The organism is Streptomyces sp. NPDC039462 (assembly GCF_055639375.1).
Genome location: NZ_JBVKAO010000001.1, coordinates 2,434,692 through 2,456,570, shown reverse-complemented (window position 1 = coordinate 2,456,570; position 21,879 = coordinate 2,434,692). Strand labels below are relative to the sequence as shown.

The 21,879-nt window shown below is 71.9% G+C and carries 18 protein-coding genes; 7 read left to right on the top strand and 11 right to left on the bottom strand.

Translation table 11 applies throughout. The features are described 5' to 3' along the window. Positions 1-97: 97 nt before the first annotated feature. Together ACZ7LU_RS10115 and ACZ7LU_RS10110 are read right to left on the bottom strand one after the other, a co-directional pair. Entirely contained in the window at positions 98-1,822 is a 1,725-nt protein-coding gene (locus ACZ7LU_RS10115) for an acyl-CoA dehydrogenase family protein (RefSeq protein ID WP_471916348.1), read from the bottom strand. Positions 1,823-1,872: 50 nt separating this feature from the next. Then, positions 1,873-2,430 carry a PadR family transcriptional regulator gene (locus ACZ7LU_RS10110; protein WP_468084871.1) on the bottom strand — a complete coding sequence of 186 codons (558 nt, stop codon included), beginning with the start codon at positions 2,428-2,430 and terminating at the stop codon, positions 1,873-1,875. A gap of 261 nt (positions 2,431-2,691) precedes the next feature. Here ACZ7LU_RS10110 and ACZ7LU_RS10105 point away from each other — a divergent pair, with 261 nt between their 5' ends. After that, positions 2,692-3,075 carry a hypothetical protein gene (locus tag ACZ7LU_RS10105; RefSeq protein ID WP_471916347.1) on the top strand — a complete coding sequence of 128 codons (384 nt, stop codon included), beginning with the start codon at positions 2,692-2,694 and terminating at the stop codon, positions 3,073-3,075. 77 nt (positions 3,076-3,152) lie between these two features. Here ACZ7LU_RS10105 and ACZ7LU_RS10100 read toward each other — a convergent pair whose 3' ends face one another. Then, on the bottom strand, positions 3,153-3,623 hold the full coding sequence (locus ACZ7LU_RS10100; protein ID WP_471916346.1) for a peroxiredoxin: 471 nt from the start codon (positions 3,621-3,623) through the stop codon (positions 3,153-3,155). Positions 3,624-3,862: 239 nt separating this feature from the next. On the opposite strand from ACZ7LU_RS10100, the gene ACZ7LU_RS10095 reads away from it, so the two are divergent. Next, positions 3,863-6,148 carry an FUSC family protein gene (locus ACZ7LU_RS10095; protein ID WP_471916345.1) on the top strand — a complete coding sequence of 762 codons (2,286 nt, stop codon included), beginning with the start codon at positions 3,863-3,865 and terminating at the stop codon, positions 6,146-6,148. Between the two features lie 14 nt (positions 6,149-6,162). Here ACZ7LU_RS10095 and ACZ7LU_RS10090 read toward each other — a convergent pair whose 3' ends face one another. Both ACZ7LU_RS10090 and ACZ7LU_RS10085 read right to left on the bottom strand, forming a co-directional pair. After that, complete coding sequence (locus tag ACZ7LU_RS10090) at positions 6,163-7,176, bottom strand: CU044_5270 family protein (protein WP_471916344.1); 1,014 nt, start codon at positions 7,174-7,176, stop codon at positions 6,163-6,165. Next, complete coding sequence (locus ACZ7LU_RS10085) at positions 7,166-7,738, bottom strand: RNA polymerase sigma factor (protein WP_468315609.1); 573 nt, start codon at positions 7,736-7,738, stop codon at positions 7,166-7,168. The genes ACZ7LU_RS10090 and ACZ7LU_RS10085 overlap by 11 nt, the downstream gene beginning before the upstream one ends. Positions 7,739-7,862: 124 nt before the next feature. Between ACZ7LU_RS10085 and ctaD the strand changes: the two genes are divergently transcribed. The 3 genes from ctaD (at position 7,863) to ACZ7LU_RS10070 (ending at position 10,949) form a co-directional block, all read left to right on the top strand. Continuing rightward, positions 7,863-9,542 (top strand): aa3-type cytochrome oxidase subunit I, encoded by a 1,680-nt coding sequence (gene ctaD, locus ACZ7LU_RS10080; RefSeq protein ID WP_471916524.1) that lies wholly within the window; start codon positions 7,863-7,865, stop codon positions 9,540-9,542. 5 nt (positions 9,543-9,547) lie between these two features. Then, positions 9,548-9,922: a hypothetical protein gene (locus ACZ7LU_RS10075; RefSeq protein ID WP_471916343.1), complete on the top strand. Its 375-nt coding sequence runs from the start codon at positions 9,548-9,550 to the stop codon at positions 9,920-9,922. A gap of 64 nt (positions 9,923-9,986) precedes the next feature. Beyond that, a complete protein-coding gene (locus ACZ7LU_RS10070) occupies positions 9,987-10,949 on the top strand; it encodes an AraC-like ligand-binding domain-containing protein (protein WP_471916342.1) in 963 nt (320 codons plus the stop codon). Between the two features lie 6 nt (positions 10,950-10,955). On the opposite strand, the gene ACZ7LU_RS10065 is transcribed toward ACZ7LU_RS10070, so the two are convergent. After that, positions 10,956-11,933, bottom strand: coding sequence for an alpha/beta hydrolase (locus ACZ7LU_RS10065; RefSeq protein ID WP_471916341.1), 978 nt, complete (start codon positions 11,931-11,933; stop codon positions 10,956-10,958). Positions 11,934-12,239: 306 nt separating this feature from the next. Here ACZ7LU_RS10065 and ACZ7LU_RS10060 point away from each other — a divergent pair, with 306 nt between their 5' ends. Then, on the top strand, positions 12,240-13,220 hold the full coding sequence (locus tag ACZ7LU_RS10060; RefSeq protein ID WP_471916340.1) for a helix-turn-helix domain-containing protein: 981 nt from the start codon (positions 12,240-12,242) through the stop codon (positions 13,218-13,220). 16 nt (positions 13,221-13,236) lie between these two features. Here ACZ7LU_RS10060 and ACZ7LU_RS10055 read toward each other — a convergent pair whose 3' ends face one another. Beyond that, a complete protein-coding gene (locus ACZ7LU_RS10055) occupies positions 13,237-14,151 on the bottom strand; it encodes a helix-turn-helix domain-containing protein (RefSeq protein WP_471147834.1) in 915 nt (304 codons plus the stop codon). 236 nt (positions 14,152-14,387) lie between these two features. Here ACZ7LU_RS10055 and ACZ7LU_RS10050 point away from each other — a divergent pair, with 236 nt between their 5' ends. Further along, positions 14,388-17,258 (top strand): AAA family ATPase, encoded by a 2,871-nt coding sequence (locus tag ACZ7LU_RS10050; RefSeq protein ID WP_471916339.1) that lies wholly within the window; start codon positions 14,388-14,390, stop codon positions 17,256-17,258. Here the strand turns inward: ACZ7LU_RS10050 and ACZ7LU_RS10045 are convergent. The 4 genes from ACZ7LU_RS10045 to ACZ7LU_RS10030 form a co-directional block, all read right to left on the bottom strand. Then, on the bottom strand, positions 17,240-17,803 hold the full coding sequence (locus ACZ7LU_RS10045) for a dihydrofolate reductase family protein (RefSeq protein WP_471147830.1): 564 nt from the start codon (positions 17,801-17,803) through the stop codon (positions 17,240-17,242). The genes ACZ7LU_RS10050 and ACZ7LU_RS10045 overlap by 19 nt on opposite strands. Positions 17,804-17,869: 66 nt before the next feature. Continuing rightward, entirely contained in the window at positions 17,870-18,394 is a 525-nt protein-coding gene (locus ACZ7LU_RS10040) for a hypothetical protein (protein WP_471916338.1), read from the bottom strand. A gap of 40 nt (positions 18,395-18,434) precedes the next feature. Further along, positions 18,435-21,446, bottom strand: coding sequence for a helix-turn-helix transcriptional regulator (locus ACZ7LU_RS10035; protein WP_471916337.1), 3,012 nt, complete (start codon positions 21,444-21,446; stop codon positions 18,435-18,437). Next, positions 21,446-21,787 carry a GNAT family N-acetyltransferase gene (locus ACZ7LU_RS10030; RefSeq protein WP_468084857.1) on the bottom strand — a complete coding sequence of 114 codons (342 nt, stop codon included), beginning with the start codon at positions 21,785-21,787 and terminating at the stop codon, positions 21,446-21,448. The genes ACZ7LU_RS10035 and ACZ7LU_RS10030 overlap by 1 nt, the downstream gene beginning before the upstream one ends. Positions 21,788-21,879 lie beyond the last annotated feature (92 nt).

Genomic DNA, 21,879 nt, shown 5'->3' with positions numbered 1-21,879 from the left:
GGAGTGGCGGACGACGATTGGCCGTCCACCGCACGATCCCGGAGAGGGCCGACAGCCGGGCCACCCGCCTACTCGGTCCAGCGGGTGACCGTCTCGCTCACGGCGCCATCTCGTACGTCCCCGACAGCGCCTCCACGCGCTCCCAGACGCGCGCCGAGCGGGCGTCGTCGACGACCGGGCGGCGGACGGCGCCCAGTGCCCAGGCCTGCTGGTCGGCGGTGGCGGAGTCCTTGCCGTGCAGTTCGACGGCGTGTGCGGAGAAGTCCCGGACGAGGACGGCGAAGAGCTCGTCGAGCACGTCCTGGTCCAGGCCGGTCAGGCGCGCCTGCTCCAGGATCAGCTGACCGTGCACGACCAGCGCGAACAGCTGGCCGACGGCGAGGAGCAGGTCGAGGTCGCGGCTCTGCTTCTCGTCGGGGGCGGCCGTCGTGACGAACTCGCAGAGGGCGTCGGCCTGCTCGCGGAAGCGGGCGACGTTGGGCACCTCGGCGTACGCGTCGAAGGCGGTGCGCCAGTCGTGGAAGCGGATGGCGCCCAGGCCCCGGGCCGGTCCCTGCCGGAAGAGGAAGTCGTCGTCGGCCGCGTCCAGGCGGGTCGGCACAGGCGCGTACTCGGCCGGGTTCAGCAGGTGGTTGCCCATGAACTTGAGGATCAGGGCGAGGTTGACGTGGACCGTGCCCTCCAGCTTGGGCAGGCCGCGGATCTCGACGGCCGCCTGCGCGAAGTAGTTGTCCTTCTCGAAGCCCTTGGCGGCGATGACGTCCCACATCAGGTCGATGACCTTCTCGCCCTCTGTGGTCACCTTCATCTTCGTCATGGGGTTGAAGAGGAGGTAGCGGCGGTCATCGGGGCCGGCCGAGCGGAAGTAGTCGACCGCGCGGTCGCTGAACAGCTTCATGCCGACGAGCCGGACGTACGCGTCGGTCAGTTCGCGGCGCACGTGCGGGAAGGCGGTGACGGGGCGGCCGTAGAGGATGCGGTTGTGGGCGTGGGTGACGGCCTCGTACATCGCGTGCTCGCAGATGCCGATGGAGGCGGTGCAGAGGTTGAACTTGCCGACGTTGACGGTGTTGAGGGCGGCGTCGAAGGCGGCGCGGCCGGTGTGCAGGACGTCGTCGGGGCCGACCGGGTAGTTCTCCAGACGGAACTCGCTCACGTACTTCGACGAGTCGACGACGTTCTTGACCAGGTGGTACGCCTCGTGGCGGCTGTCGGCGGCGAAAAAGACGTAGCCGTCGGGGCCCTCGATGTCGGTGCGGCGGCCGAAGACGGAGACGAGGCCCGCGGCGTTGCCGTTGCCGATGTAGTACTTGGATCCGGTGGCCCGGAAACCGCCGTCGCCGTCGGGCTCCAGGAGCATGTCGGTGGAGTAGATGTCGGCGCCGTGGGTCTTCTCGGACAGGCCGAACGCGAACACCTCGCCCTGGGAGAGGAGCTCGGCGGCGCGGGTGCGGGCCGCGGCGTTGTCGCTCTGCCAGACGGGGCCGAGGCCCAGGATGGTGACCTGCCACGCGTACCAGTAGTCGAGCCCGTAGAAGCCGAAGATCTCGTTGAGGGCGGCGATCCGGGCGGTGTCCCAGCGCTTGTCGTCCTGTCCCTCGCCGGCGGCGGAGGCCGGGGTGAGGAAGGTCGCGAAGAGCCCTTCCTTGGCGGAGAACTCCAGGAAGTCCGCGAGCCAGGCGCGGGAGCGGTAGTCCTCGATCAGCCTGCGCTTGCCGCGCGCCTCGAACCAGTCGACGGTCGCGCGCAGCAGCCTGCGGGTCTCGGGGTCGAAGTGCGTCGGGTCGTAGGTGGTCGGGTTGAACAGCAGCGGGTCGGCCATGGCGGTTCGCCTTTCCGGCTCGGGGGGGTGGGTAGGGGTGGCGGGAGGTGTCAGTGACTGAGGCGGTGGAGGGTGGCGAGCACGTCGTCGAGCCAGTCGAGGGTCATCCGCTCGTACGCGATGCCGCCGCGCAGCACGACGTGCTGGAGCTCCCGTCCGGCGTCGGGGGCTTCGGGGACCGGGGCCTCGGGGCCCGTGAAGTCGCGCCGCTCCCCCGCGAGGTAGTGCGCGAGCCGGTCGGCGTGCGCCTGGCGGTGCCGCTCCACCTCGTGGATCAGCTCGGCCGGGTCGTCGAAGGCCGCGCCGCGGATCTTCACGGCGAGCTCGTGCCGCATGCTCTCGGGCTGGATCGGCTCCTGCAGCCACGCGGAGAGCACGGTCCGGCCGGGGCCTGCGACGGAGTACTCCTTCTTGTCCGGCCGGTCCTGCTGCGCCACCTCGCGGGCGGCGATCCAGCCGTCGCTCTCCATGCGCTTGAGGACGCGGTAGATCTGCTGGTGGGTGGCGGCCCAGAAATAGCCGATGGAGCGGTCGAACCGCCGGGCCAGTTCGTACCCGGAGCCCGGCTTCTCCAGCAGGGAGACGAGAATCGCGTGCTCAAGCGCCATGCCCGAATCCTTCTATGCAACTCGTTGCATAGACAAGCGGCACCGGCCAGGTGAGACGTGGCTCACCCGGGGCGCGGGGGTGCCGTGCGGCCCACCCGCAGGTCACGCGGCTACGAAATTGATGCCCCGTTAGAAAAACGTTTTCCTTTTACAGAAAGTGAAGTTTCATCAATTCCGCCTTGTTTTACCTTCAACCGCACGGCAATCTCGAACGGTGACGCGGGGATCACAAGGTTTCATCGGCCTGCCGGAGGACCTGACGTGGGAAATTACGAGGAAGACCAGGAAGAGCGTCAGCGCATGCTGCGCAAGCAATTCGCAGACAAGCAGTACATCGACTGTGTCGAAACAATCGCGGAAGCCGCACCCGATGTCGCGGTGGCGAACCTCATCGCTCCGGCTGTAGCAGGTGCGTCAGGCGGCGTCGGAGGCGCTGCAGCAGTGCTGATCAGTGGCCCGGTAGGCATCCTCGCTCTGGGTGCTTGCGCTACCGGCGGCGCGCTCCTGGGCGGGAAAGCTCAGGATGCGTACCGCGCGGCATCCACCGAAGACCGGGCGCGCGTTCGATCCCTCGGCAAGAAGGCCGGAATGACCGGCGCAGCGGGGTGGAAGATCGGCAGTGTGATCGTCAAGCTCGCGAAGTAAACGCCCTAACCGCTAAAGGCACCAAAGGCATCCGTGCCGTCCGAGTTGGTGTCGGCTTCCCCCATCCGTCCGGGGGTTCAGGCCGCCCCGAGCCTGCGGACGGCGGCCAGCGCGCGGTCGGCGTGTGCGCTCATGCGGAGTTCGCTGCGGACCACCTCGGCGACGGTGCGGTCCTTGCCGATGACGAACGTGACGCGCTTCGTGGGCGCCAACGAGAAGCCGCGGGTCACCCCGAACCGGCCGCGCACCACACCCTCGGGATCGGAGAGCAGCGGGAACCCGAGGGTGTGCCGCTGCGTGAACTCCCGCTGGCGCACCACCTCGTCGCCGCTGATGCCCACGGGCCGCGCTCCCGCGGCGTCGAACTCGGCGGCCAGGTCACGGAAGTGGCAGGCCTCCGCCGTGCAGCCGGGGGTGAGGGCCGCCGGGTAGAAGAACAGCACCACCGGGCCGTCCCGGAGGAGTTCGGAGAGCCGGCGCGGAGTGCCCGTCTCGTCCGGCAGCGTGAAGTCCTCGACGGTGTCACCGACCGCCACGCGCGCCGTCATGCCCGGCTCCTGTGCGACGTGCGGTCCATGGGCGGCACGGCGCCTCCCCGCGTACGGTCCATCGGCGACACGGTGCCTCCTCAAGTGGCGGGAGCGAAACCCTACTCGATGGCCGCGACGATGGCCGCGAAGCCCCGTCGGCTGCCCACCCCACCGGCCTTGACCTCCCGAAACGCCCTCGTGCGATGCTGGGGCACGCCGGGAGGCACCGAGAGAACGACGGGGAGTACGGCATCACGATGGCAGTGGCACGACGGACAGCGAAGGGCGTCTGGGATCGTTTCTCGGCATCCGACCCGGGACTCCTGCGGCTCATGGCGGGACTGCGCACGGTCGGGGCGATCCTCCTCGCGCTCGCCGTGCTCGCTCCGCTCGGCACATCGGTCACCCATCTCGTCGCGGGCGCGATGACGGCGATGGTCGCCACCTTCGCGATCCAGGAGAAGGAGGTCCGGGGGCAGGCGATCACGCTGGCGCTCGGGCTGCCGGTGGCGCTGGCGGCGATCTCGCTGGGGGCGCTGCTCAACTCCCGGGTGGTCACCGGTGACCTGTTCTTCGTCCTGCTGATCTTTGGCGCCGTCTACTGCCGCCGCTTCGGCGAACGCGGCACCGCGCTCGGCCTGATCGGCTTCCAGGTCTACTTCGTCTCCCTCTTCGTCGACGCGTCGACATCGGCGCTGCCCGAGCTCTGCCTGACGCTGGTCATCGCCTTCGCGTGCAGCGCGGTCGTACGGTTCGCCGTGGTGCCGGAGACGCCCGAGCGCACCCTGGCGCGGCTGCGCGAGGCGTTCCGGGCTCGGCTCGCCCAGCTCATCGCCCACCAGATCGAACTCCTGGAAGCGGATGCGGAGTCGCCCGAAGGACTGGAGAAGATCCTCGACGACCTGCGGCGCAGCACCGCCCGGCTGCACGAGGCCGCGCTGATGATCCAGGGCCGCCTGGAGGAGGGCACTCGCGACGCGGCGACGGCGGCGCTTCTGCAGCGCAGGGTGGCCGACGCCGAGATCGCCGCGGAACGCCTCGGCGTCCTGCTCCTCAACGCCCGCAGCGCCGAGCGCGTGGAGACCCTCACCCTGCACCTGCCGAGCGCCTCCGTACCGCTGTCGCGGCGCGGCCGGATCGGGCCCGACGCGGGCACCGCGCTGCGCAGGGACCTGCGGGCGCTGCACCTGCTCGTGGTGCGCCTGGTGCCGGACGACCGCGGCACGGCGCTCCCGTACGTGCGCAACAGGCTGCTCGGCTACCGCGAGGAGCAGGGTCTGCCGCAGGGTTCGCCCACGATCCAGGACTGCTTCCGCGCGATCGGTGAGGCGGCGCGCGCCATTCTGGGTCTGCGGCTCGCGACCCAGGGGGCGCGGGACGAGGAGTACGACACCCCGGAAGCCATGCGGTCCCGGGAGGAGTTCGAGGCGGAGGAGATCTCGATCGCCGGTGAGGCCGCGGGCGCGGAGGAGCCGGAGCAGACCGGGCTGCGGCGGCCCACCACCAGGGCGGCGGTGCAGGTGGCGGTGGGGTCCGCGCTGGCCATCGTGGGCGGTGAGTTCCTGTCCACGCAGCGGTGGTACTGGGCGGTCCTGACGTGCTGGGTGGTCTTCCTCAACACCGCGTCGACGGGCGAGATCATGGTCAAGGGGTACCGCCGTCTGGTCGGCACGGTGCTCGGTGTGGTGGCCGGGGTGGCGCTGGCCGGCGCCGTCGGCAACCACACGTGGGCCGCGTTCGCCCTCGTCGTGCTCTGTGTCTTCGGGATGTTCTTCACCGCCCCGCTGTCGTACGCGCTGATGTCCTTCTTCGTCACGGCGATGCTGGGCCTGCTCTACACCCTGCTCAACACCTACAGCCTCGACGTCCTCGTGCTGCGGATCGAGGAGACGGCGCTCGGCGCGGCCTGCGGGATCATCGCGGCGGTCCTGGTGCTTCCGGTGCGCACGTCGCACCGGACCGACGAGGAGCTCGGCACCGTCCTCGCCCGGCTGCGGGACGTCGTGTCGGCCGCGGTGGCCCAGCTGAGCGGCGGGCCCGCGGTCGACCTCGTGGACCTGGCGCGCGACCTGGACACCGCGCTCGACGACCTGCGCAGTTCCACGAAACCGTTGACGCACCCGATCGCGCCGCTGCGGGCCCGGCGGCAGACGGCCCGGTACATCGTCGCGCTCCTGGAGACCTGCGCCTATCACGCCCGTTCGCTGGCGGCGACGGCCGAGCTGGTGCCGTCGAGCAAGAGCGTCGCGGCCGACGCGCGGCTCGCGCTCGCCGGGCGGCGGATCACCCACAACATCGACCTGATCGCCGCGAAGGTGCGCGACGAGGAGCCGGACGGCGTCATCGAGTCCGGGTCCAGCATCGCCTCGATGCTGGACAGCGGCCGCCACGAGGTGCTGCGCACCGGTTCGGTGGCGTTCCGCGTGCTCCGGCATCTGCAACGGCTCGACGAGGGAATCGTCGGCCTGGCGCGCCCGCTCGGGGTCCCACTCGCGGCACCCGAGGAGAGCGGCGGCGCGACGGGGGCGCGGAAGAAACCCTGAGGCGGACGGCGGGGTCAGCGCACCCAGGCGCTGTACGACATGACGTCCCCCGCCTTCACCCCGTAGGTGCGGTCGTCCTTGGTGACCGTGTCCTCCAAGCCGAGGACGTCACCATCCGACGGGTCCAGGATCAGCATCCGTCGCAGTCCTTCGCTCTCGTGGACGTACGCCTGGCCGGTGCGGCCGAGGCGGTCGGTGACCGTCCCCGCCGGGCGCAGGCCGTCGGCGTCGGCGAGGAGGTGGGCGAGCGCCGCGCTCTCGCGGGCTCCGGGGGTCCAGTGGCGGAGGAACATCGCGACGGCGTCGAGGAGTTCGCTGGTGTCGGTGAGCGGGGCGGGGTCGCTCGGGCGGCTGAGCTCGGCCAGGTAGCGGCGGAGGGCTTCCGGCGTGTGCGGGGGGCGGGTCTGCGGAGGGGCCGTACCCGTGCTCGGGGGGTAGGTTCGGTCGCTGAGGACCTTGCCGTCGTGGACCAAATGCGGCCCGTCGTCGCCGTCCGCGATGACCGGCTTGCCGGGGCGGCGGGGGTCGGTGGCCACGACCAGTTCCGTGTGGCTGCCGTCCGCCCGCCAGCGGGTGACGCGCTCCTCGGGCAAGGTGATCGGCGCTTCGGCGCCGGGGCCCGACGCCAGCGCCAGGCTCCACGTCCGGACGTGCGTTCCCCTGCGCAGGCGCGGCGCGTTCGCGGCCGCCGACGACGCCGATGCCCGGTCGGCGATCCGGTCGAGCGGCAGCGGCGTCGACCCCGACCGGAGCATGAGGGGATGGGGAGCCGCGGCAGCGGGCGCGCTGCTCGACCCGGCGAGGACGAGGGCCAGCGCGGCCGCCACGGCGAGCGAGACCATCTCGATGCCCCAGACCAGGCGGCGCACTTGGCGTGCGGGCCTGCGGCGCGCGACGGGCGCGCTGTGCAGGAGCAGGTTCAACTGCCGCTCGGCGTGGGCGGGCAAGGGCCGGTCGCGGTGTCGGATGTCGTCGCCGGGCACGGGGTCGGCGGCGCGCAGGAGGGCGAGTTCGTCGTCATGAGCCATGGCCGTGGTCCTCCGGAACGGTGGCGCGGGTCGCTTCAGGGGCGGGCCGTGCGGCCGGCGGAGGCCGCATGCGGTCGATCTCGGCTCTCAGCCGGCGGCGGGCGCGGTGCAGCCTCATCGCCGCCGCCCGGGTGCCGCAGCCGAGGGCGGTCGCGAGCTCTTCGGTGTCCAGTTCCTCCCAGGCCGTCAGGCGCAGCACCTCCTGGTCGGACGTGGAGAGCCGGTCCAGGGCGTCGTGCACCCAGTCGCCCGGGCGTTCGGCGTCCGGGCCCGCCACGACGTCCCTGCGGTGGCGGCTCTCGTCGTGGCCGATCCGTTCGAGGAGGCGGCGGCGACGCCCGTAGCCGCGGACCGCGTTGGCCAGGCAGCGCCGCGCTATCCCGTAGAGCCAGGGCAGCGGGGCCGGCGGCAGGTCGGCGCGGCGCCGCCAGGCGACGGCGAACACGTCGGCCACCACCTCCTCGGTGTCGTTCGTCGGGCCGCCGAGCCGCCGTGCCACGTAGCGGCTGACCGCCCAGTAGTGCTCGCGATAGGCAGCGGCGAAGGTTTCGTCGTCGCTCACGGTTACGAAGTGTCCGGCACGGCTGTGATCGTCACACGTGCGGGGTGTGATCCATGTCGCTCCGCGTACCTGTCACAGATCAGCGCCCGCCGGACACAGGCGGGGCATGGACAGCAACACCGTGATGCCGCCGCCCGCGCGCGCCTCAGACCCCGAATCCGTGCCCGCGCGTACGGCACCCCGGCCCCGGCGCCCCGGACATGCCGTGATCAAGTGGCTGACCACCACTGACCACAAGACGATCGGCACGCTCTATCTGGTCACGTCGTTCGCGTTCTTCTGCATCGGCGGTGTGATGGCGCTCTTCATGCGCGCCGAGCTCGCCCGTCCGGGTACGCAGATCATGTCGAACGAGCAGTTCAACCAGGCGTTCACGATGCACGGCACGATCATGCTGCTGATGTTCGCGACGCCGTTGTTCGCCGGTTTCGCGAACTGGATCATGCCGCTGCAGATCGGTGCGCCCGATGTGGCCTTCCCGCGGCTGAACATGTTCGCCTACTGGCTGTACCTGTTCGGCTCGCTGATCGCGGTCGGCGGGTTCCTCACCCCGCAGGGCGCGGCCGACTTCGGCTGGTTCGCCTACAGCCCGCTCTCGGACGCGGTCCGCTCGCCGGGCATCGGCGCGGACATGTGGATCATGGGTCTGGCGTTCTCCGGCTTCGGCACGATCCTGGGCTCGGTCAACTTCATCACCACGATCATCTGCATGCGCGCGCCGGGCATGACGATGTTCCGCATGCCGATCTTCGTGTGGAACGTGCTGCTGACCGCGGTGCTCGTGCTGCTGGCCTTCCCGGTCCTGGCGGCCGCGCTGTTCGCCCTGGAGGCGGACCGCAAGTTCGGTGCGCACATCTTCGACGCGGCCAACGGCGGCGCGTTGCTGTGGCAACACCTCTTCTGGTTCTTCGGCCATCCAGAGGTGTACATCATCGCCTTGCCGTTCTTCGGCATCATCTCCGAGGTCATCCCGGTCTTCTCCCGCAAGCCGATGTTCGGCTACATGGGTCTGATCGGTGCGACGATCGCGATCGCGGGTCTGTCGGTGACGGTGTGGGCCCACCACATGTACGTCACGGGCGGCGTGCTGTTGCCGTTCTTCTCCTTCATGACGTTCCTGATCGCCGTGCCGACGGGCGTGAAGTTCTTCAACTGGATCGGCACGATGTGGAAGGGGTCCCTGTCGTTCGAGACCCCGATGCTGTGGGCGGTCGGCTTCCTGATCACCTTCACCTTCGGCGGTCTGACGGGTGTCATCCTGGCCTCGCCGCCGATGGACTTCCACGTCTCGGACTCGTACTTCGTGGTGGCGCACTTCCACTACGTGGTGTTCGGCACCGTGGTCTTCGCGATGTTCTCCGGCTTCCACTTCTGGTGGCCGAAGTTCACCGGCAAGATGCTCGACGAGCGCCTGGGCAAGATCACCTTCTGGACGCTGTTCGTCGGCTTCCACGGCACCTTCCTCGTCCAGCACTGGCTCGGCACGGGAGGGATGCTCCGCCGGGTCCCCGACTATCTGGCGGTGGAGGGATTCACCACGCTCAACACCGTCTCGACCATCTTCTCCTTCCTCCTCGGCCTGTCGTTCCTGCCGTTCTTCTACAACATCTGGAAGACGGCCAAGTACGGCAAGAAGATCGAGGTCGACGACCCGTGGGGTTACGGCCGTTCGCTGGAGTGGGCGACGTCCTGCCCGCCCCCGCGGCACAACTTCCAGACGATTCCCCGTATCCGCTCGGAGTCGCCGGCGTTCGACCTGCACCACCCCGAGATCGCGGCGGACGAACAGCGGGCCCTGCGATGACGGCGATGGACGACCGCCCGGTGCGCGTACGGGCCTTCATCAACGACGTCGAGGGCCATCTCCTCGTGGCGGCCGCCCGCGCCGAGGGCCGCACGGCCGCACGGCACTTCACCGAGCGGCTGCCCTGGCTGACCGACACCCAACGCGCCGAGGTGGAACGGCTCTACGCCGAGGAGCACCTGTCGCTCACCCGGCACGGCTGGCAGCACATCGCCCGGCGCGGGCGCCAGCTGCGCGCCGAGTACGAGGAGACGTACCGCGTCCTGCGGCGGCGGCTCCTGCTGCGGAGCCTGGTGGGCTTCGTCCTGGCGCTGACAATTCTGGTGGTCCTGGCGGTTCCGGCAGTTCCGGTGGGGCAGGTTTTCTTGAGGATTCAATAAGGCAGAATGTCCTCCTCGGGGTAGTTCTCTTGGGGGTCCTGTGCTGCTTGTCGATCTTTCCACCGTGGCGCCGCGCGAGCGGGCGGACGCGTTCCACCACGCGCTGACCGACTCCTCGGTGCCCAACGAGGTCGTCCACGAAGAGCCCGAGACGGGCATCCACGCCCGCATGGAGCTGTGGCGCGTGGGCGGCCTCGACCTCTTCGCCACCCGCAACTCGGGCTTCGAGGTGCGGCGGAACGAACGGCACGTACGACATCACCGCAGCAACCCCGTGATCTCCGTCTCGCTCCAGCTGTCGGGCGCCCACCGCGCCGAGGTCGCGGGGCGGCAGCGGGTCCTCGGCCCGGACGACATCTGCGTCTTCCACGAACTGTCGCCCCGTGTCTACGGCTGGTCGGGCGACGGCGCATCCCAGGCCATGATGTTCGACGTGAACCGCCTCGACGTACCGGTGGACACCGTCGAGCAGGCCTCGCACCGGCTGCGCGCGAGCCCGATGTACGACCTCGTCCTCAACCACCTGCGCGGGGTGTGGCGCGACCCCGGACGCCTCGAAGCCGACCCCGGCGCCGGAGCCCTCGCCACGGCCACCACCGAACTCGTCCGTGCGCTGCTCCTCTCGGCCGCGCACGCCGAGGACTCCCCCACCGTCCGCTCGACGATGGACGACACGCTGGTCACCCGCATCCTCGCCTACGCGCGCCGCCACCTCGCGGACCGCGACCTCACGCCCGAACGGATCGCGCAGGAACACGCCGTCTCCGTGCGCAGGCTCTACCTCCTGCTCAACGACGCGGGCATCAGCCTCGAACAGTGGCTCATCACCGAACGCCTCGCCAAGGCACGCGAGATGCTGGCCGCGCCCCGCTACGACCGCCTCACCGTCGCGGCGGTCGCCGCCCGGTGCGGGTTCAGCAGCCCGAGCCACTTCAGCCGCCGCTTCCAGGCCGCCTACGGCGCGTCCCCCAGCGAGTGGCGGCGGCACCGCGACAGCCCCGGCACCAAGGAGGTCGACGCGACCTGACGCGGCTCAGGCCGCGTGCAGTGCGGCGTGCAGGGTGTCCGTCACCTGGATACGGGCCGCCCTGGAGGCCTCCGTGCGGCGGAGCAGGTCGAACAGGACGAAGCCGTGGATCGTGCCCTGGTAGCGGATCGACACGACCGGCACGTCCGCTTGCCGCAGGCGCGCCGCGTACGCCTCCCCCTCGTCGCGGAGCACGTCCGCCTCCGCCGTGAGGACCAGCGCCGACGGCAGCCCGCGCAGCAGGCTCACCGGTGCGCGCAGCGGCGAGACCGCGGCGTGCGCACGGCTCTCCGGGTCCGGCGCGTACTGCCGCCAGTATTCGCGCATGGCGGCACGGCCGAGGAAGTACCCCTCCGCGAACCGGCGGTAGGACGAGGTGTCCATCGCCGCGTCGGTCACCGGACAGACAAGGACCTGGTGGCGGAAGCCGGGCCCGCCGCGCTCGCGCGCCGCGAGGGTGAGGGCCGCCGCCTGCTGGGCGCCCGCGCTGACGCCGACGACCGCCATCCTGCTCCCGTCCAGGCGGCATTCCGCGCCGTGCCGGGCAACCCACCGGGCGACGGTGTGGGCACGCTCCACGGCGTGGGGATGCCGAGCGTCCTCCGGTACGTCGTACTCGGGAACGACGACCGCGGCGTCCGCTCCGAGCACGAGGTCCGTCACCAGCCGCCGGTGCGCGTACGCGTCCGTCAGCATCCAGCCGAGTCCGTGCAGGTACAGCACGACGGGCAGCGGCTCGTCCGTGCCGGCGGGGCGCAGGATCCGTACCCTGATCCGGCTCCCTTCGGGTCCCGGCAGGGCGAGCCACTCCTCCTCGACATCCGGTTCGTCGCCACCGCCGCCGTCCCAGAGGGCCGCGACGCGGGCCCTGGACGCGGCAGGGTCGGTCTCCGACGGCACAGGGCACTCGTACGCCTCGGCGAAGGCCCGTGTCCATCGTTCGAGGACAGGTGTCTCCCGGGCGACCGGGACGTCTGCTTCCACGGGGACTCCTGCACGAGAGGCGGATCACGGGGCCGTTCGCGGCTCCGCCGGGCACGGAGTACTCACCCTAGGACGCCGTCGGCCCGAAAGGGGCCCGGCCACCTTACGGATCCATGCCGCTGCGTGCACACTTCGGCCGCCCACCCCGCCGGCCACCCGCCCCCATCACACCGAAGGACAGTCATATGACCTAACGCCTCCCCCGGTTGTCGGCCGAGACTCGCGGCAGGGCCGTGGGCCAGGGGCGACCGTCCCCCTCTGCCACGCACCGTGCACCGGCCCGGGGACGGACGAAGGGAGCCCTCCGTGAACGCTCGATCCGCGACGGCCGTGTCACCGGGCCCGGGCACCGAGACGTCGACCGACGTGGCAGCCGCCTTCTCGCGATGGCTCACGCCCGTCGTCGCACCCGCCGAACCGGACACGCGCGCCGACGGGCTCGTGACACTCCACCACTTCGGATACGTACGCGTCCTCACCTGCGAGACGGCCGGGCCGCTGCGCCTCGTCCGCAGCTCCCGCTCCCCCGCACGGGACTCGGCAGACGCGGTCGCCCTCCTCGTCCCCCGCGAAGGGACCGTACGGCTGGCGCAGGACGGGCGCGGCACGACCGTGTCGAGCGGCGAGCTGACCCTGATCGACCTGCGCCGTCCCTTCTCGATCGAGCACCAGGAGCAGGCCCGGACCCTCATCCTCCGCCTGCCCCTGCACGCGCTGCACCTCCCCGCGGTACCCCTGCGCTCCCTCACGGCCCGCGCCGTCACTCCGTCCGAGGGCGCGGCCGCGCTCCTTCCCGCGCTGCTCCCGCGGTTGGACGCGCCGGGGTCCCGGGTGCCGGCTCAGGTGGGCGAGCGGCTCGGGGGCGTCATCGCGGACCTGGTCGCGGGTCTCGTCGAGGACCTCGCCGCCGACGCGGAGGGCCCACCGGGCCCCGACCGCCACCCTCTCCTCGTCACGATCCTCGACTACATCGAGACCCACCTCGGCGACCCCGACCTGTCCGCGGAACGCATCGCCGCGGCACATCTCATCTCGATCCGCTACCTCCACCGCCTCTTCGAGGCCGAGGGCGTGACCGTGGGCCGGCTGATCCAGCGTCAGCGCGTCGAGAAGTGCGCCCACGAGCTCGCGCGACGCGGGCGGGTGAGCCCGTCCATCGCCGTGGTGGCCGCCCGCTGGGGCTTCCGCAGCGCGGCCCACTTCAGCCGCGCGTTCAAAGCCGTCCACGGCCACTCGCCACAACAGTGGCGACGCCTGGCGACCTCGCCGGAGGCGGACCCCAGCTGACGGCTCCCACGGCGGCCTACGCGGCGGGTCTCGTCCTGCCGTCGCGCCAGTCGCTGGGGGACATGCCGTATGCCGCGCGGAAGCTGCGGCTGAAGTGGGTGGCGCTGGCGAAGCCCCAGCGGCGGGCGACCGCCGACACCGTGATGTCGTCGCGCCCCGGGCGGGCGAGTTCCCGCCGCGCCTCCTCCAGGCGGCGGCGCTGGATCCACCGGCCGACCGTGCTGTCCCGGCCTTCGAAGAGCTTGTGCAGATAGCGGATCGAGATGTGCTGGGCCTCGGCGACGCTCGCGGGGGTCAGGTTCCTGTCCCACAGATTGGCGTCGACGTACGCGTGCAACCGGCCCATCAGGGCCTCGCGTTCCTGCCCACCCTCCCGCGGCCCGGGGCCACTGTCCCCCGGACCGCCTTCGGCGTCCTCGACGGCGAGCAGCCCGACCAGGTCGGCGACGGCACCCGCGAGCCGGAGCTCGGTGCGTGGCGCGTGCCCGGGCCGTGAGCCGGCGACGTCCCGCAGCAGCGGACCGAGCAGCGGCGCGACGGTCCCGTCGGTGAAGGGGGCCCGGCCGCCCAACTCCCTCACCTGCCGATCGGTGAGGGTGAGCGCGCGCCGCGGTATCCGTACGAGGTGCAGTTCGAAGTCCCCCTCCTCGTCCAGGACGAAGGGCTCCGCTCCGTCGCAGGCGAAGAGGTCACCCGGCAGGCAGACCTCGGTGCTCCCCCGCCGGACGAGGGTGGCCCGGCCGAGGCTGTGGATGCCGAGGAGGACGTACGGTTCGGTGACCGCGTCGCCTTCGAGGTCGTGGTGGGGGTCGTGCCGCACGGACTGTGCCGTTCCCCGCACCGTACGCACGTGGAGGAAGCCGAGCGTGCGGGCGGTACGGGTGTCGCATGTGGCGGTGGGGCTGTGGGTCATGATCGTTGTCAGGCTCATACGGAGTCAGCCTGGGGTGTCCTGCCGTCCTTGACGAGGGCGTGCGGCATGCCCTGCGGGCAGGGGCAAGAGCCGTGCACGGTGGGGCATGGCGGCGGTGTCACGGTGATTCGGAGGCGGTTCGTACGCGACGGAATGCGGTCGGCGGATGGATGCGGCCCGCGGGTGGCTGCGGTCGGACCGGTGCGTGCGGTCCGACGGTCCACGGGCCGAGGCAACGGGACGAGGGGAAGGTCATGGGGAACGGACAGGGCGACAGGACACTTGTCGGCCGCCGGCGCGAACAGGCGCTGCTGGAACGGTCCCTGGAACGTGCGCGGGCGGGAGCGGGCGGCTCGGCGACGGTGCTGCGCGGCGACGCCGGCATGGGGAAGACCACCTTGCTCGACTGGACGGCGACGCGCGCGGCGCGGGACGCCTTCACCGTCCTGCGCGTCGTGGGAAACGAGGCGGAGTCCGGCATCGCCTTCGGCGCGCTGCACCACGTACTGCGGCCGCTGCGCGAGAACTCACGCGCGCTGCCCCCGCACCAGCGGCTCGCGCTCGAACGGGCCCTCGGCCTGCGGGACGGGCTGCCCCCGGAGGGCTTCATGGTGGGCGCGGCGGCGCTGGCCCTGCTCGCGGAGGAGGCGCGCCGCCGTCCGGTGCTCGTCCTCGTCGACGACCTGCACTGGGTGGACCCGTCCAGCGCCGCCGTCTTCGTCTTCCTTCATCAGCGGGTCGCCGAGCTTCCCGTGGTCATGGTGTGCACGAGCCGGCCCGACCGCGCCGCCCTGGAGGGCTGGCCGGCCCACCCGGTGGACGTCGAGGCGCTGTCAGGCGAGGACGCCCGCACCCTGCTGCGGCGCTGGCACCCCGGGCTCGCGGCCGCCACCGCCCGGCGCGTGATGGACGAGGCCGCGGGCAATCCGCTGGCTCTGGCCGAGCTGCCCGGCCAGTTGGCGGCCGAGCACCGCAGGGGCGTGGTGCCGCTGCCGGAGAGGCTGCCGCTGGGCGAGCGCCTGGAGGAGCTGTTCGCCCGGCGGCTGCGGTCGCTCCCCGAGAGCGCGGCACGGGCCCTGCTGCTCGCCGCGCTGGACGGCGCCGCCACCGTCGGGAACGACGCGGTCGGAAACGACACAGACGTTAACGACACTGACGGGAACGACACAGACGGGCAGGAGGCGGACGAAGACCGTGCCGAACGGATCCTCGGCCGCATCGAGGCGAGCGGTCTCGCACGCCTGGACTCCGTGGGGCGGCTCGTGTTCCGGCATCCGCTGGTACGCAGCGCGGTGATCGCCTCCGCATCGGCGGCCGAGCGGCGCGCCGCCCACCGGACGCTCGCGCAGCGGCTTCGCGAGGACGACCCCCGACGGCTGCTGCACGAGGCGTCCGCCGCGGACGGCACGGACGAACGGCTCGCCACGCGGCTGCAGGAGGCGGGGACCCGCATCGCGCTGCGCGGCGGTGACGCGGAGGGAGCGCTGCTGCTCGACCGCGCGGCGGCCCTCGGGGCCGACCCCGGCGACCGGGCGCGGCGGCTGACGTGGGCCGCCGTCATGTCGGCCCGGGGAGGACGCCTCGCGTACGCGGCGGAACTGGTGAGGGAGATCCGGCGCGGGCCGGTGCCCGAGGACATCGCCCCGCTGTTCGCCTACGCGGTCGTGTACGTCGACCAGAGTCATCACGTCGACTTCGCCTCGTCGTTCGCGCTGCTGCCCTGCGCCCTGGCCGCGCTGACCGCTCCCGGCGCCCCGGCGTTCGGCGATCTCGTCGAGCAGATGGCGTTCAAGCTGCTGCTGGCCTCGGCCTACACCGGCGACCCGCGGGGATGGGAGGCGCTGGAGCGGCATCGCGAGCACCTCTCCCACGCTGCTCTGCTGTGCCACCGTGCCTGGTCGGACCCGCCGCGCACGGCACACGGCGCGGAGGCGGAGCTGCGGGGCCTGGTGGCGCGTATGGCGGTGCAGCGGGAAGCCGCCGGTGCGTGGCTGCTGTTGTGGGCGGCGTCGGCGGTGGACGCGGCCGACGAGAAGCTGTGGCGGCTCTTCAACGACGAGCACACGTACGCCACGCAGGGGTCTGTCGCCAAGGCGCGGTGCCATCAGGCGTTTCTGCGGGGGCGTTGGGACGACGCGGAGGTGTGTCTGCGCGAGGCCGACATCGCCGAGGAACTCGGCTACCACTGCAATGCCCTGCTCTTCCGGCACTACTACGCGCACTTCTTGGCGGGGCGCGGCGACGAGCGGGGCCTGCGCGCGGTGCGGGCCCGCATTGAACCAGCGGCGGCGCGGGCACGGATGCGGTTCGTCACCGACCACCTCGACCGCCTCCAAGCCCTCGCAGCCTTGGCGCACGGTCGGCACGAGGAGGCGTACGCGCTGCTGCGCCGTTTGATGGCGCCGGGTGAACTGCCGCCCGGCCTGACCTGGTTCCACCTCCCCTTCTTCGACTTCGTCGTCGCGAGCCTGCGCTGCGGCCGCCGGGCGGAGGCGCTCGCCCACGTCGAGGCCGGGCGGGCGGCGGGGATGGACGCCGTCTCCGCGCACCACGCCTTTCTGCTGGCCGCGGCCTGCGCGATCACCGCCGACGACGAGGAGGCGGATGCGGCGTACGCGGCGGCCTATGCGGTACCGGGCGCCGGCGAGTGGGTCTTCGACCTGGCGCGCCTTCGCCTGTCGCACGGCAGCTGGCTGCGCCGCCGGGGCCGGTGCGCCGAGGCGACGGAGCCCCTGCGCGCCGCGTCCCGCACCTTCCAGGAACTGCGCGCCGACCCCTGGCTGGCCCAGTGCCAGGCGGAACTACGGTCCGCGAACCGCTTCCGGGTCTCCGCACCTGTTTCGCCCCCCTCGACCGCTGCAACTCTCCCCACCGTCTCGACTCTCCCGAATCTCCCGACCGTCTCGGCCGACGTGCTCACGGCCCAGGAACTCCGCATCGCCCGCCTCGTCTCCACCGGCCTGACGAACAAGGAGGTCGGCGCCGCACTGCACCTGTCCCCACGCACGATCGGCGCCCACCTCTACCGAATCTTCCCCAAGCTGGGAGTCACTTCACGGGCCGCTCTGGCGAGGGCGCTGCCGGGGCCTGACTCCGGACGAGCCGATCACCGCGCCACGCGGTAGCGGAGGTAGACGACTTTGGAGTTGAAGGTGCGGGTTTCTACGAGGTCGAGGTTCACTCGGCGCTCGTGTTGGGGGAAGAACGGGGTGCCGCCGCCGACCAGCACCGGGTGGACCACGGCGCGGTACTCGTCGATCAGGTCCGACGCGGCTGCCTCGGCGGCGAGAGTCGCGCCGCCGATCGCGATGTCGCCCTCGCCCGGCTCGGCCCGCAACCGCTCGATCTCCTCCGCGAGGCCGCCGGAGAGCAAGCGGGCGTTGCCCTGCACCGAGGTCAGCGTGGTGGAGAACACCACCTTCGGGAGCGGGTTCCAGAGTGTGGCCCACTCGCGCATGGAGTCGTCGAGCGAGGGGTCCTGGTCGGCGGTCTCCCAGTACAGCATCGTCTCGTACAGCCGTCGTCCCAACAGGTGGACGCCGACGTCTCGGATCTCGTCGATCCAGAAGCGGAAGACATCCGGGTCGGGGTCCGTCCAGTCGAAACCGCCGTCCGGGCCGACGATGTAGCCGTCGAGCGAGACACCCATCGAATAGGTGACGCTGCGCATCAGAAGTCCTCCTCGGTGACGGTCGCGTCCGTACCGCCCGTACGGCCGCCGGACGCACCGGTGGCGTCAGGGGAAGTACAGGGACGCCTTCTCCAGGACATGGCGCGTGAACATTCCGCCCCACGCGACCCCGCCCCGGTACATGGTGACCCGGGTGGCTCCCGGGGCTGTCTCCACCGTGAGAGGGCGGCCGACCACGGACGTTCCCAGGATCCGGGCGTCTCTGGCAGCCCACTCTCTCGCGGACGGCTGGACGCCGCCACTGACCAGAGCGGGCAGGACCATCATCGCGTTGCGGGCACCGGGCAGGCCGCTACGGAGGCTCTGCGCATAGCTCAGCGCCCACCCGGTGAACTCGGCCAGCGAGGCGTCGTCGACTTCGGGGACCGCGGCGGCGAGGACGAACAGCTCCACCTTCGTGCCGAACCACCGCGCTTTGCGGTCCGCGCGGCTGCCGACCGCTACCGGGTGCTCGCGCCAGGTCGTCGCGGTCACCCCGCATCCGTCGGCCGCCAGCCGCTCACGAAGTGCCTCCACGTAGCTGTCGGCCGCGTCGGCCGGTGGTGCTCCGTCGGTTCGCTGCTGAGTCATGCGGGGATCATCCAGCACAAGGGGGGCACGGGGAAGACGGTTACACCGATCGGCCCGCTGCCTGCTCTCCGTCTTCGAGGGCGCGGGCGATGCCGGCCCGCGTCGTGATGCCGAGCTTGGGGAAGACACGGTAGAGATGCGCGCCGATCGTGCGCGGTGAGAGACCGAGTCGTTCACCGATCTGCCGGTTGGTCAGCCCTTCCGCCGCGAGTTCGGCGATGCGTGTCTCCTGTGCCGAGAGGGACGGGTGCCGGTGTCCCCCGGTCGGCCCGCCGGGTGTCCCGACGGCCGCCGTTGTCGCAGCGAGTTCCTGCGATGCCTGTGCGGCCCAGGGCGCGGCGCCGAGACGGTTGAACGCGGTGAGCGCCGTCCGGCAGTGCGCGGCCGCCCGCTCGGGCCGACCGTGGCGTCGGAGCCACGCGGCGTGGGCCAGATGGGCGCGGGCGAGGGGGAAGGGCCAACTCTCCGCTCCGGGCAGGGTGTACACGGCCTCGTACCGCTCCGCCGCCTCGTCCTCCTCCGCGGCGAGGGCTTCGGCGACGGCCACCAGGAAGGTGTGGTGCGCTGACGTGCGGGCGAGGCCGGACGAGCTGACGGCGTGCAGGTGGCGTCGCGCTTCCGCGCGCCGTCCGGTGTCGACCGCCGCCTGTATGCAGTCGACGAGCGACAGATGGAGCCACGGGCTGCGGGCGGGGAGCTCGCCGGGCGGCATGAGAGCGCGCGCGTGATGCCACGCCTCCTCGGCGAGACCGTGCCCGAGTGCGCACAGCACCCGCGCCGCGCGCAGGCGATCGGTGACCAGGCGCAGGCCGTGGGCTCTGGCGGACGCGCCGAGCGCGGGCTCCAGTGCGGCGAGCCCTGCCCGGTCCCCGCGAGCGGCGAGGACCTGTGCGGTGTTCTGCAGGAACAGCGTCTCGGTCAGCGCGTAGCCGTGGTCCGCGGAGGTGCGGGCGCCCGCGCGGGAGGCGGTCAGGGACGCGTCCCAGCGGCCGTGCAGGAAGTCGTCGTGGGCGCGCAGGCTGTCGATGAACGTCTGCGTCGCGTACGCGTGGTGGCGCGCGAAGGCGTTCCAGAGCGCGTCGTGCTCACCGACGGCGTCGACGGCGGCGGCTGCCCACAGGAGGAGCCAGGCGCCGGTGGTCTCTCGGTCGGCCGGCAGGGTCGCGACGGTCTCGCGGAGCCGGAGAGGCACCTCGTGGACGGCCTTCTGGAGAGGCACCTCGTGGACGGCCTTCCGGAGAGGCACCCCGTGGGTGGGCTTCCGGAACGGTGTCTCGTACGCGGCTTGCCCAGGGCCGGACCAGGCCTCCAGGCACAGCGTCGCCGCCGGAGAGGCGTGCACCGCGTGGCGTTCGACGGCAGCCCATGCCCGCTCGTCCCCGGTGAGAACGGCCGTCACGAGGAGAAGGAAGAGCATCGGCTCGCGGAGCACGGCCCGCTCGTCCCGCCGGCCCTCACCCTCCGGTGACGAGGGCGATGGCGATGGCGATGGCGATGACGATGACGTCTGCGCGTCCAGCACGGCGGGAAGCAGTTCGATCGCGGGGTTCGGGTCGGCGTCGAGCTGGAGGCGGGTGTAGGCGACGGCGAAGGCGTACGGGGCCGCGGGCTCGGGCTTTCCGGGGCAGGCCTCCGTCTCGGCCTCGGCGACGAGTTCCGCCGCGAGGTGCGGGCGGCCGCTGCGTACGGCGGCGGCCGCGGCGGCGACGAGGCGGGCCGTTCTGCTCGCCGGGTCCGGGCTCAGCCGGGCCGCCCGCGCCATCAGCTCGGCCGCCTCCGGGTCACCGCCCTGGGCGGCCATGCTGTCGGCTTCCGCGTGCAGCAGTGCGGCCAGTTCGCCGTCGGTGCCGAGCGCGGCGGCGGCCAGGTGCAGGGCCCGGCGGGGGCTCTTGGCGGGCAGGGCGTCCGCGAGCAGCCGGTGTGCGGCGCGGCGCTCGGCCGGTGAGGCGATGTGCACCAGACAGGCGCGCACCAGCGGATGGTGGAACACGACGAGGCCGCTCTCCGCGTCGGTGTGCGCGAGACCGGAGCTCTCGATGTGCTCCTTGAGCTGTGTCCACGGTGTGCCCGTGGCACGGTCGGCCATGTCCCGCAGCACGGTGCCGCGCCGGGCGGACGCGTCGTCGAGGGCGGCCACCAACAGGAGGCGCCGCACGGCTTCGGGCAGGGCGCGCAGCCTGTCCTCGTACAACCGTCCGAGGCGCTCGCCCAGCGGCAGTGCGTCGAAGGGTTCGGTCAGTCCGAGCGCGGCGGGGCCCGCGAGGAACTCGGCGCGGTCGGCGGCCACGCGCCGCAGTTGTTCGGGGAGTTCGTGCAGGGCGAGCGGGTTGCCGCCGGCGGCCCGCAGCACCCTGCGGCGTGCCCCGTCGGGCAGTGCGGGGTGGATCGTGCGGAGGAGCCGCTCGGCCTGTGGCGCGTCCAGCGGCGGCAGGTCGATGACCTGTCCCGGCAGGCCCTGGGTGGCGTCGCGCTTCTCTTTGACGGCGGCGGGCGCGCGGCCGGCCGTGTCGCCCGCCCGCCGGGTCGCGGCGATGGCGACGACGGGCAGCGGGGCCAGATGACGTTGTACGTATCCGAACACGGCGATGCTGGACGAGTCGGCCCACTGCAGGTCGTCCAGGAGAACCACCGCGGGGCGGCGCGCGGCGGCGTGGGCGAGCAGGGTGAGGGCGGCGCTCGCCACGGTGAAGCCCTCGGGCGGCGTGCCTTCCCGAATTCCCAAGGCGCTTTCCAGGGCGTTCCGTTGCTCCTCGGAGAGGCCCTGCGCGTCGTCGAGCAGCGGCCAGAGAACCTGGTGGAGGGCGGCGAAGGGCAGCCCGGCCTCGGCCTCGGCGCCGGTCATCCGCAGTACGCGCAGACCGGCACGACGGGCTGTCGCCTCGGCCGACCTCAGCAGCGCGGTCCGCCCCGTGCCGGGGTCGCCGCGCAGGATCACCGAGGTGCCGGTGGAGCCGATGTCCGCCAGGGCGGCCTCGATGACCGCGATCTGGGCTTCACGCCCCATCAGGTGGGGGGCGTCGCGGCCCGTCGGATCGGCAGCGTCAGGGCCCATCAGCGTTTCAGCACGCCGTCCAGCCATTCCACGACCTCGGGGGTCACCGGGTCGGCGAGATCGGCGAACTCCTCGTGCTTCGTCAGGAACTTCGCCACGTAGGGGCAGACGGGCACGATGCGCAGGCCGGAGCTTCGCACGTCGTCCAGTGCTTCTTGTACGAGGGTCGAGGCCAGACCCTGTCCCGCGTAGGCGTCGTCGATCTCGGTGTGGAAGAACACGCGCCGGTCGTCCCGGTCGCGGTACGCGGTGAATCCCGCGGCCTTGTCGTCGACCAGGATTTCGTACCGGTGCCTGGCGTCCACACGTCGAACCACCGGAGCCGCTGCGGGCTGCGTCATTGTCGTACTGCCTTTCGGTGGCGCCGGCCGATGAAATACCACCACATCTTAAACAGTTCCGGTGTCTGCCCAGGTCAAGAGCGTGGTCTGGG

What these genes read in the sequence shown, in the direction of transcription:
- ACZ7LU_RS10115 (WP_471916348.1), bottom strand. Translation starts at nt 1,822, where the DNA reads ATGGCCGACCCGCTGCTGTTCAACCCGACCACCTACGACCCGACGCAC.
- ACZ7LU_RS10110 (WP_468084871.1), bottom strand. Translation starts at nt 2,430, where the DNA reads ATGGCGCTTGAGCACGCGATTCTCGTCTCCCTGCTGGAGAAGCCGGGC.
- ACZ7LU_RS10100 (WP_471916346.1), bottom strand. Translation starts at nt 3,623, where the DNA reads ATGACGGCGCGCGTGGCGGTCGGTGACACCGTCGAGGACTTCACGCTG.
- ACZ7LU_RS10095 (WP_471916345.1), top strand. Translation starts at nt 3,863, where the DNA reads ATGGCAGTGGCACGACGGACAGCGAAGGGCGTCTGGGATCGTTTCTCG.
- ACZ7LU_RS10090 (WP_471916344.1), bottom strand. Translation starts at nt 7,176, where the DNA reads ATGGCTCATGACGACGAACTCGCCCTCCTGCGCGCCGCCGACCCCGTG.
- ctaD (WP_471916524.1), top strand. Translation starts at nt 7,863, where the DNA reads ATGCCGCCGCCCGCGCGCGCCTCAGACCCCGAATCCGTGCCCGCGCGT.
- ACZ7LU_RS10075 (WP_471916343.1), top strand. Translation starts at nt 9,548, where the DNA reads ATGGACGACCGCCCGGTGCGCGTACGGGCCTTCATCAACGACGTCGAG.
- ACZ7LU_RS10055 (WP_471147834.1), bottom strand. Translation starts at nt 14,151, where the DNA reads ATGAGCCTGACAACGATCATGACCCACAGCCCCACCGCCACATGCGAC.
- ACZ7LU_RS10050 (WP_471916339.1), top strand. Translation starts at nt 14,388, where the DNA reads ATGGGGAACGGACAGGGCGACAGGACACTTGTCGGCCGCCGGCGCGAA.
- ACZ7LU_RS10045 (WP_471147830.1), bottom strand. Translation starts at nt 17,803, where the DNA reads ATGCGCAGCGTCACCTATTCGATGGGTGTCTCGCTCGACGGCTACATC.
- ACZ7LU_RS10040 (WP_471916338.1), bottom strand. Translation starts at nt 18,394, where the DNA reads ATGACTCAGCAGCGAACCGACGGAGCACCACCGGCCGACGCGGCCGAC.
- ACZ7LU_RS10035 (WP_471916337.1), bottom strand. Translation starts at nt 21,446, where the DNA reads ATGGGCCCTGACGCTGCCGATCCGACGGGCCGCGACGCCCCCCACCTG.
- ACZ7LU_RS10030 (WP_468084857.1), bottom strand. Translation starts at nt 21,787, where the DNA reads ATGACGCAGCCCGCAGCGGCTCCGGTGGTTCGACGTGTGGACGCCAGG.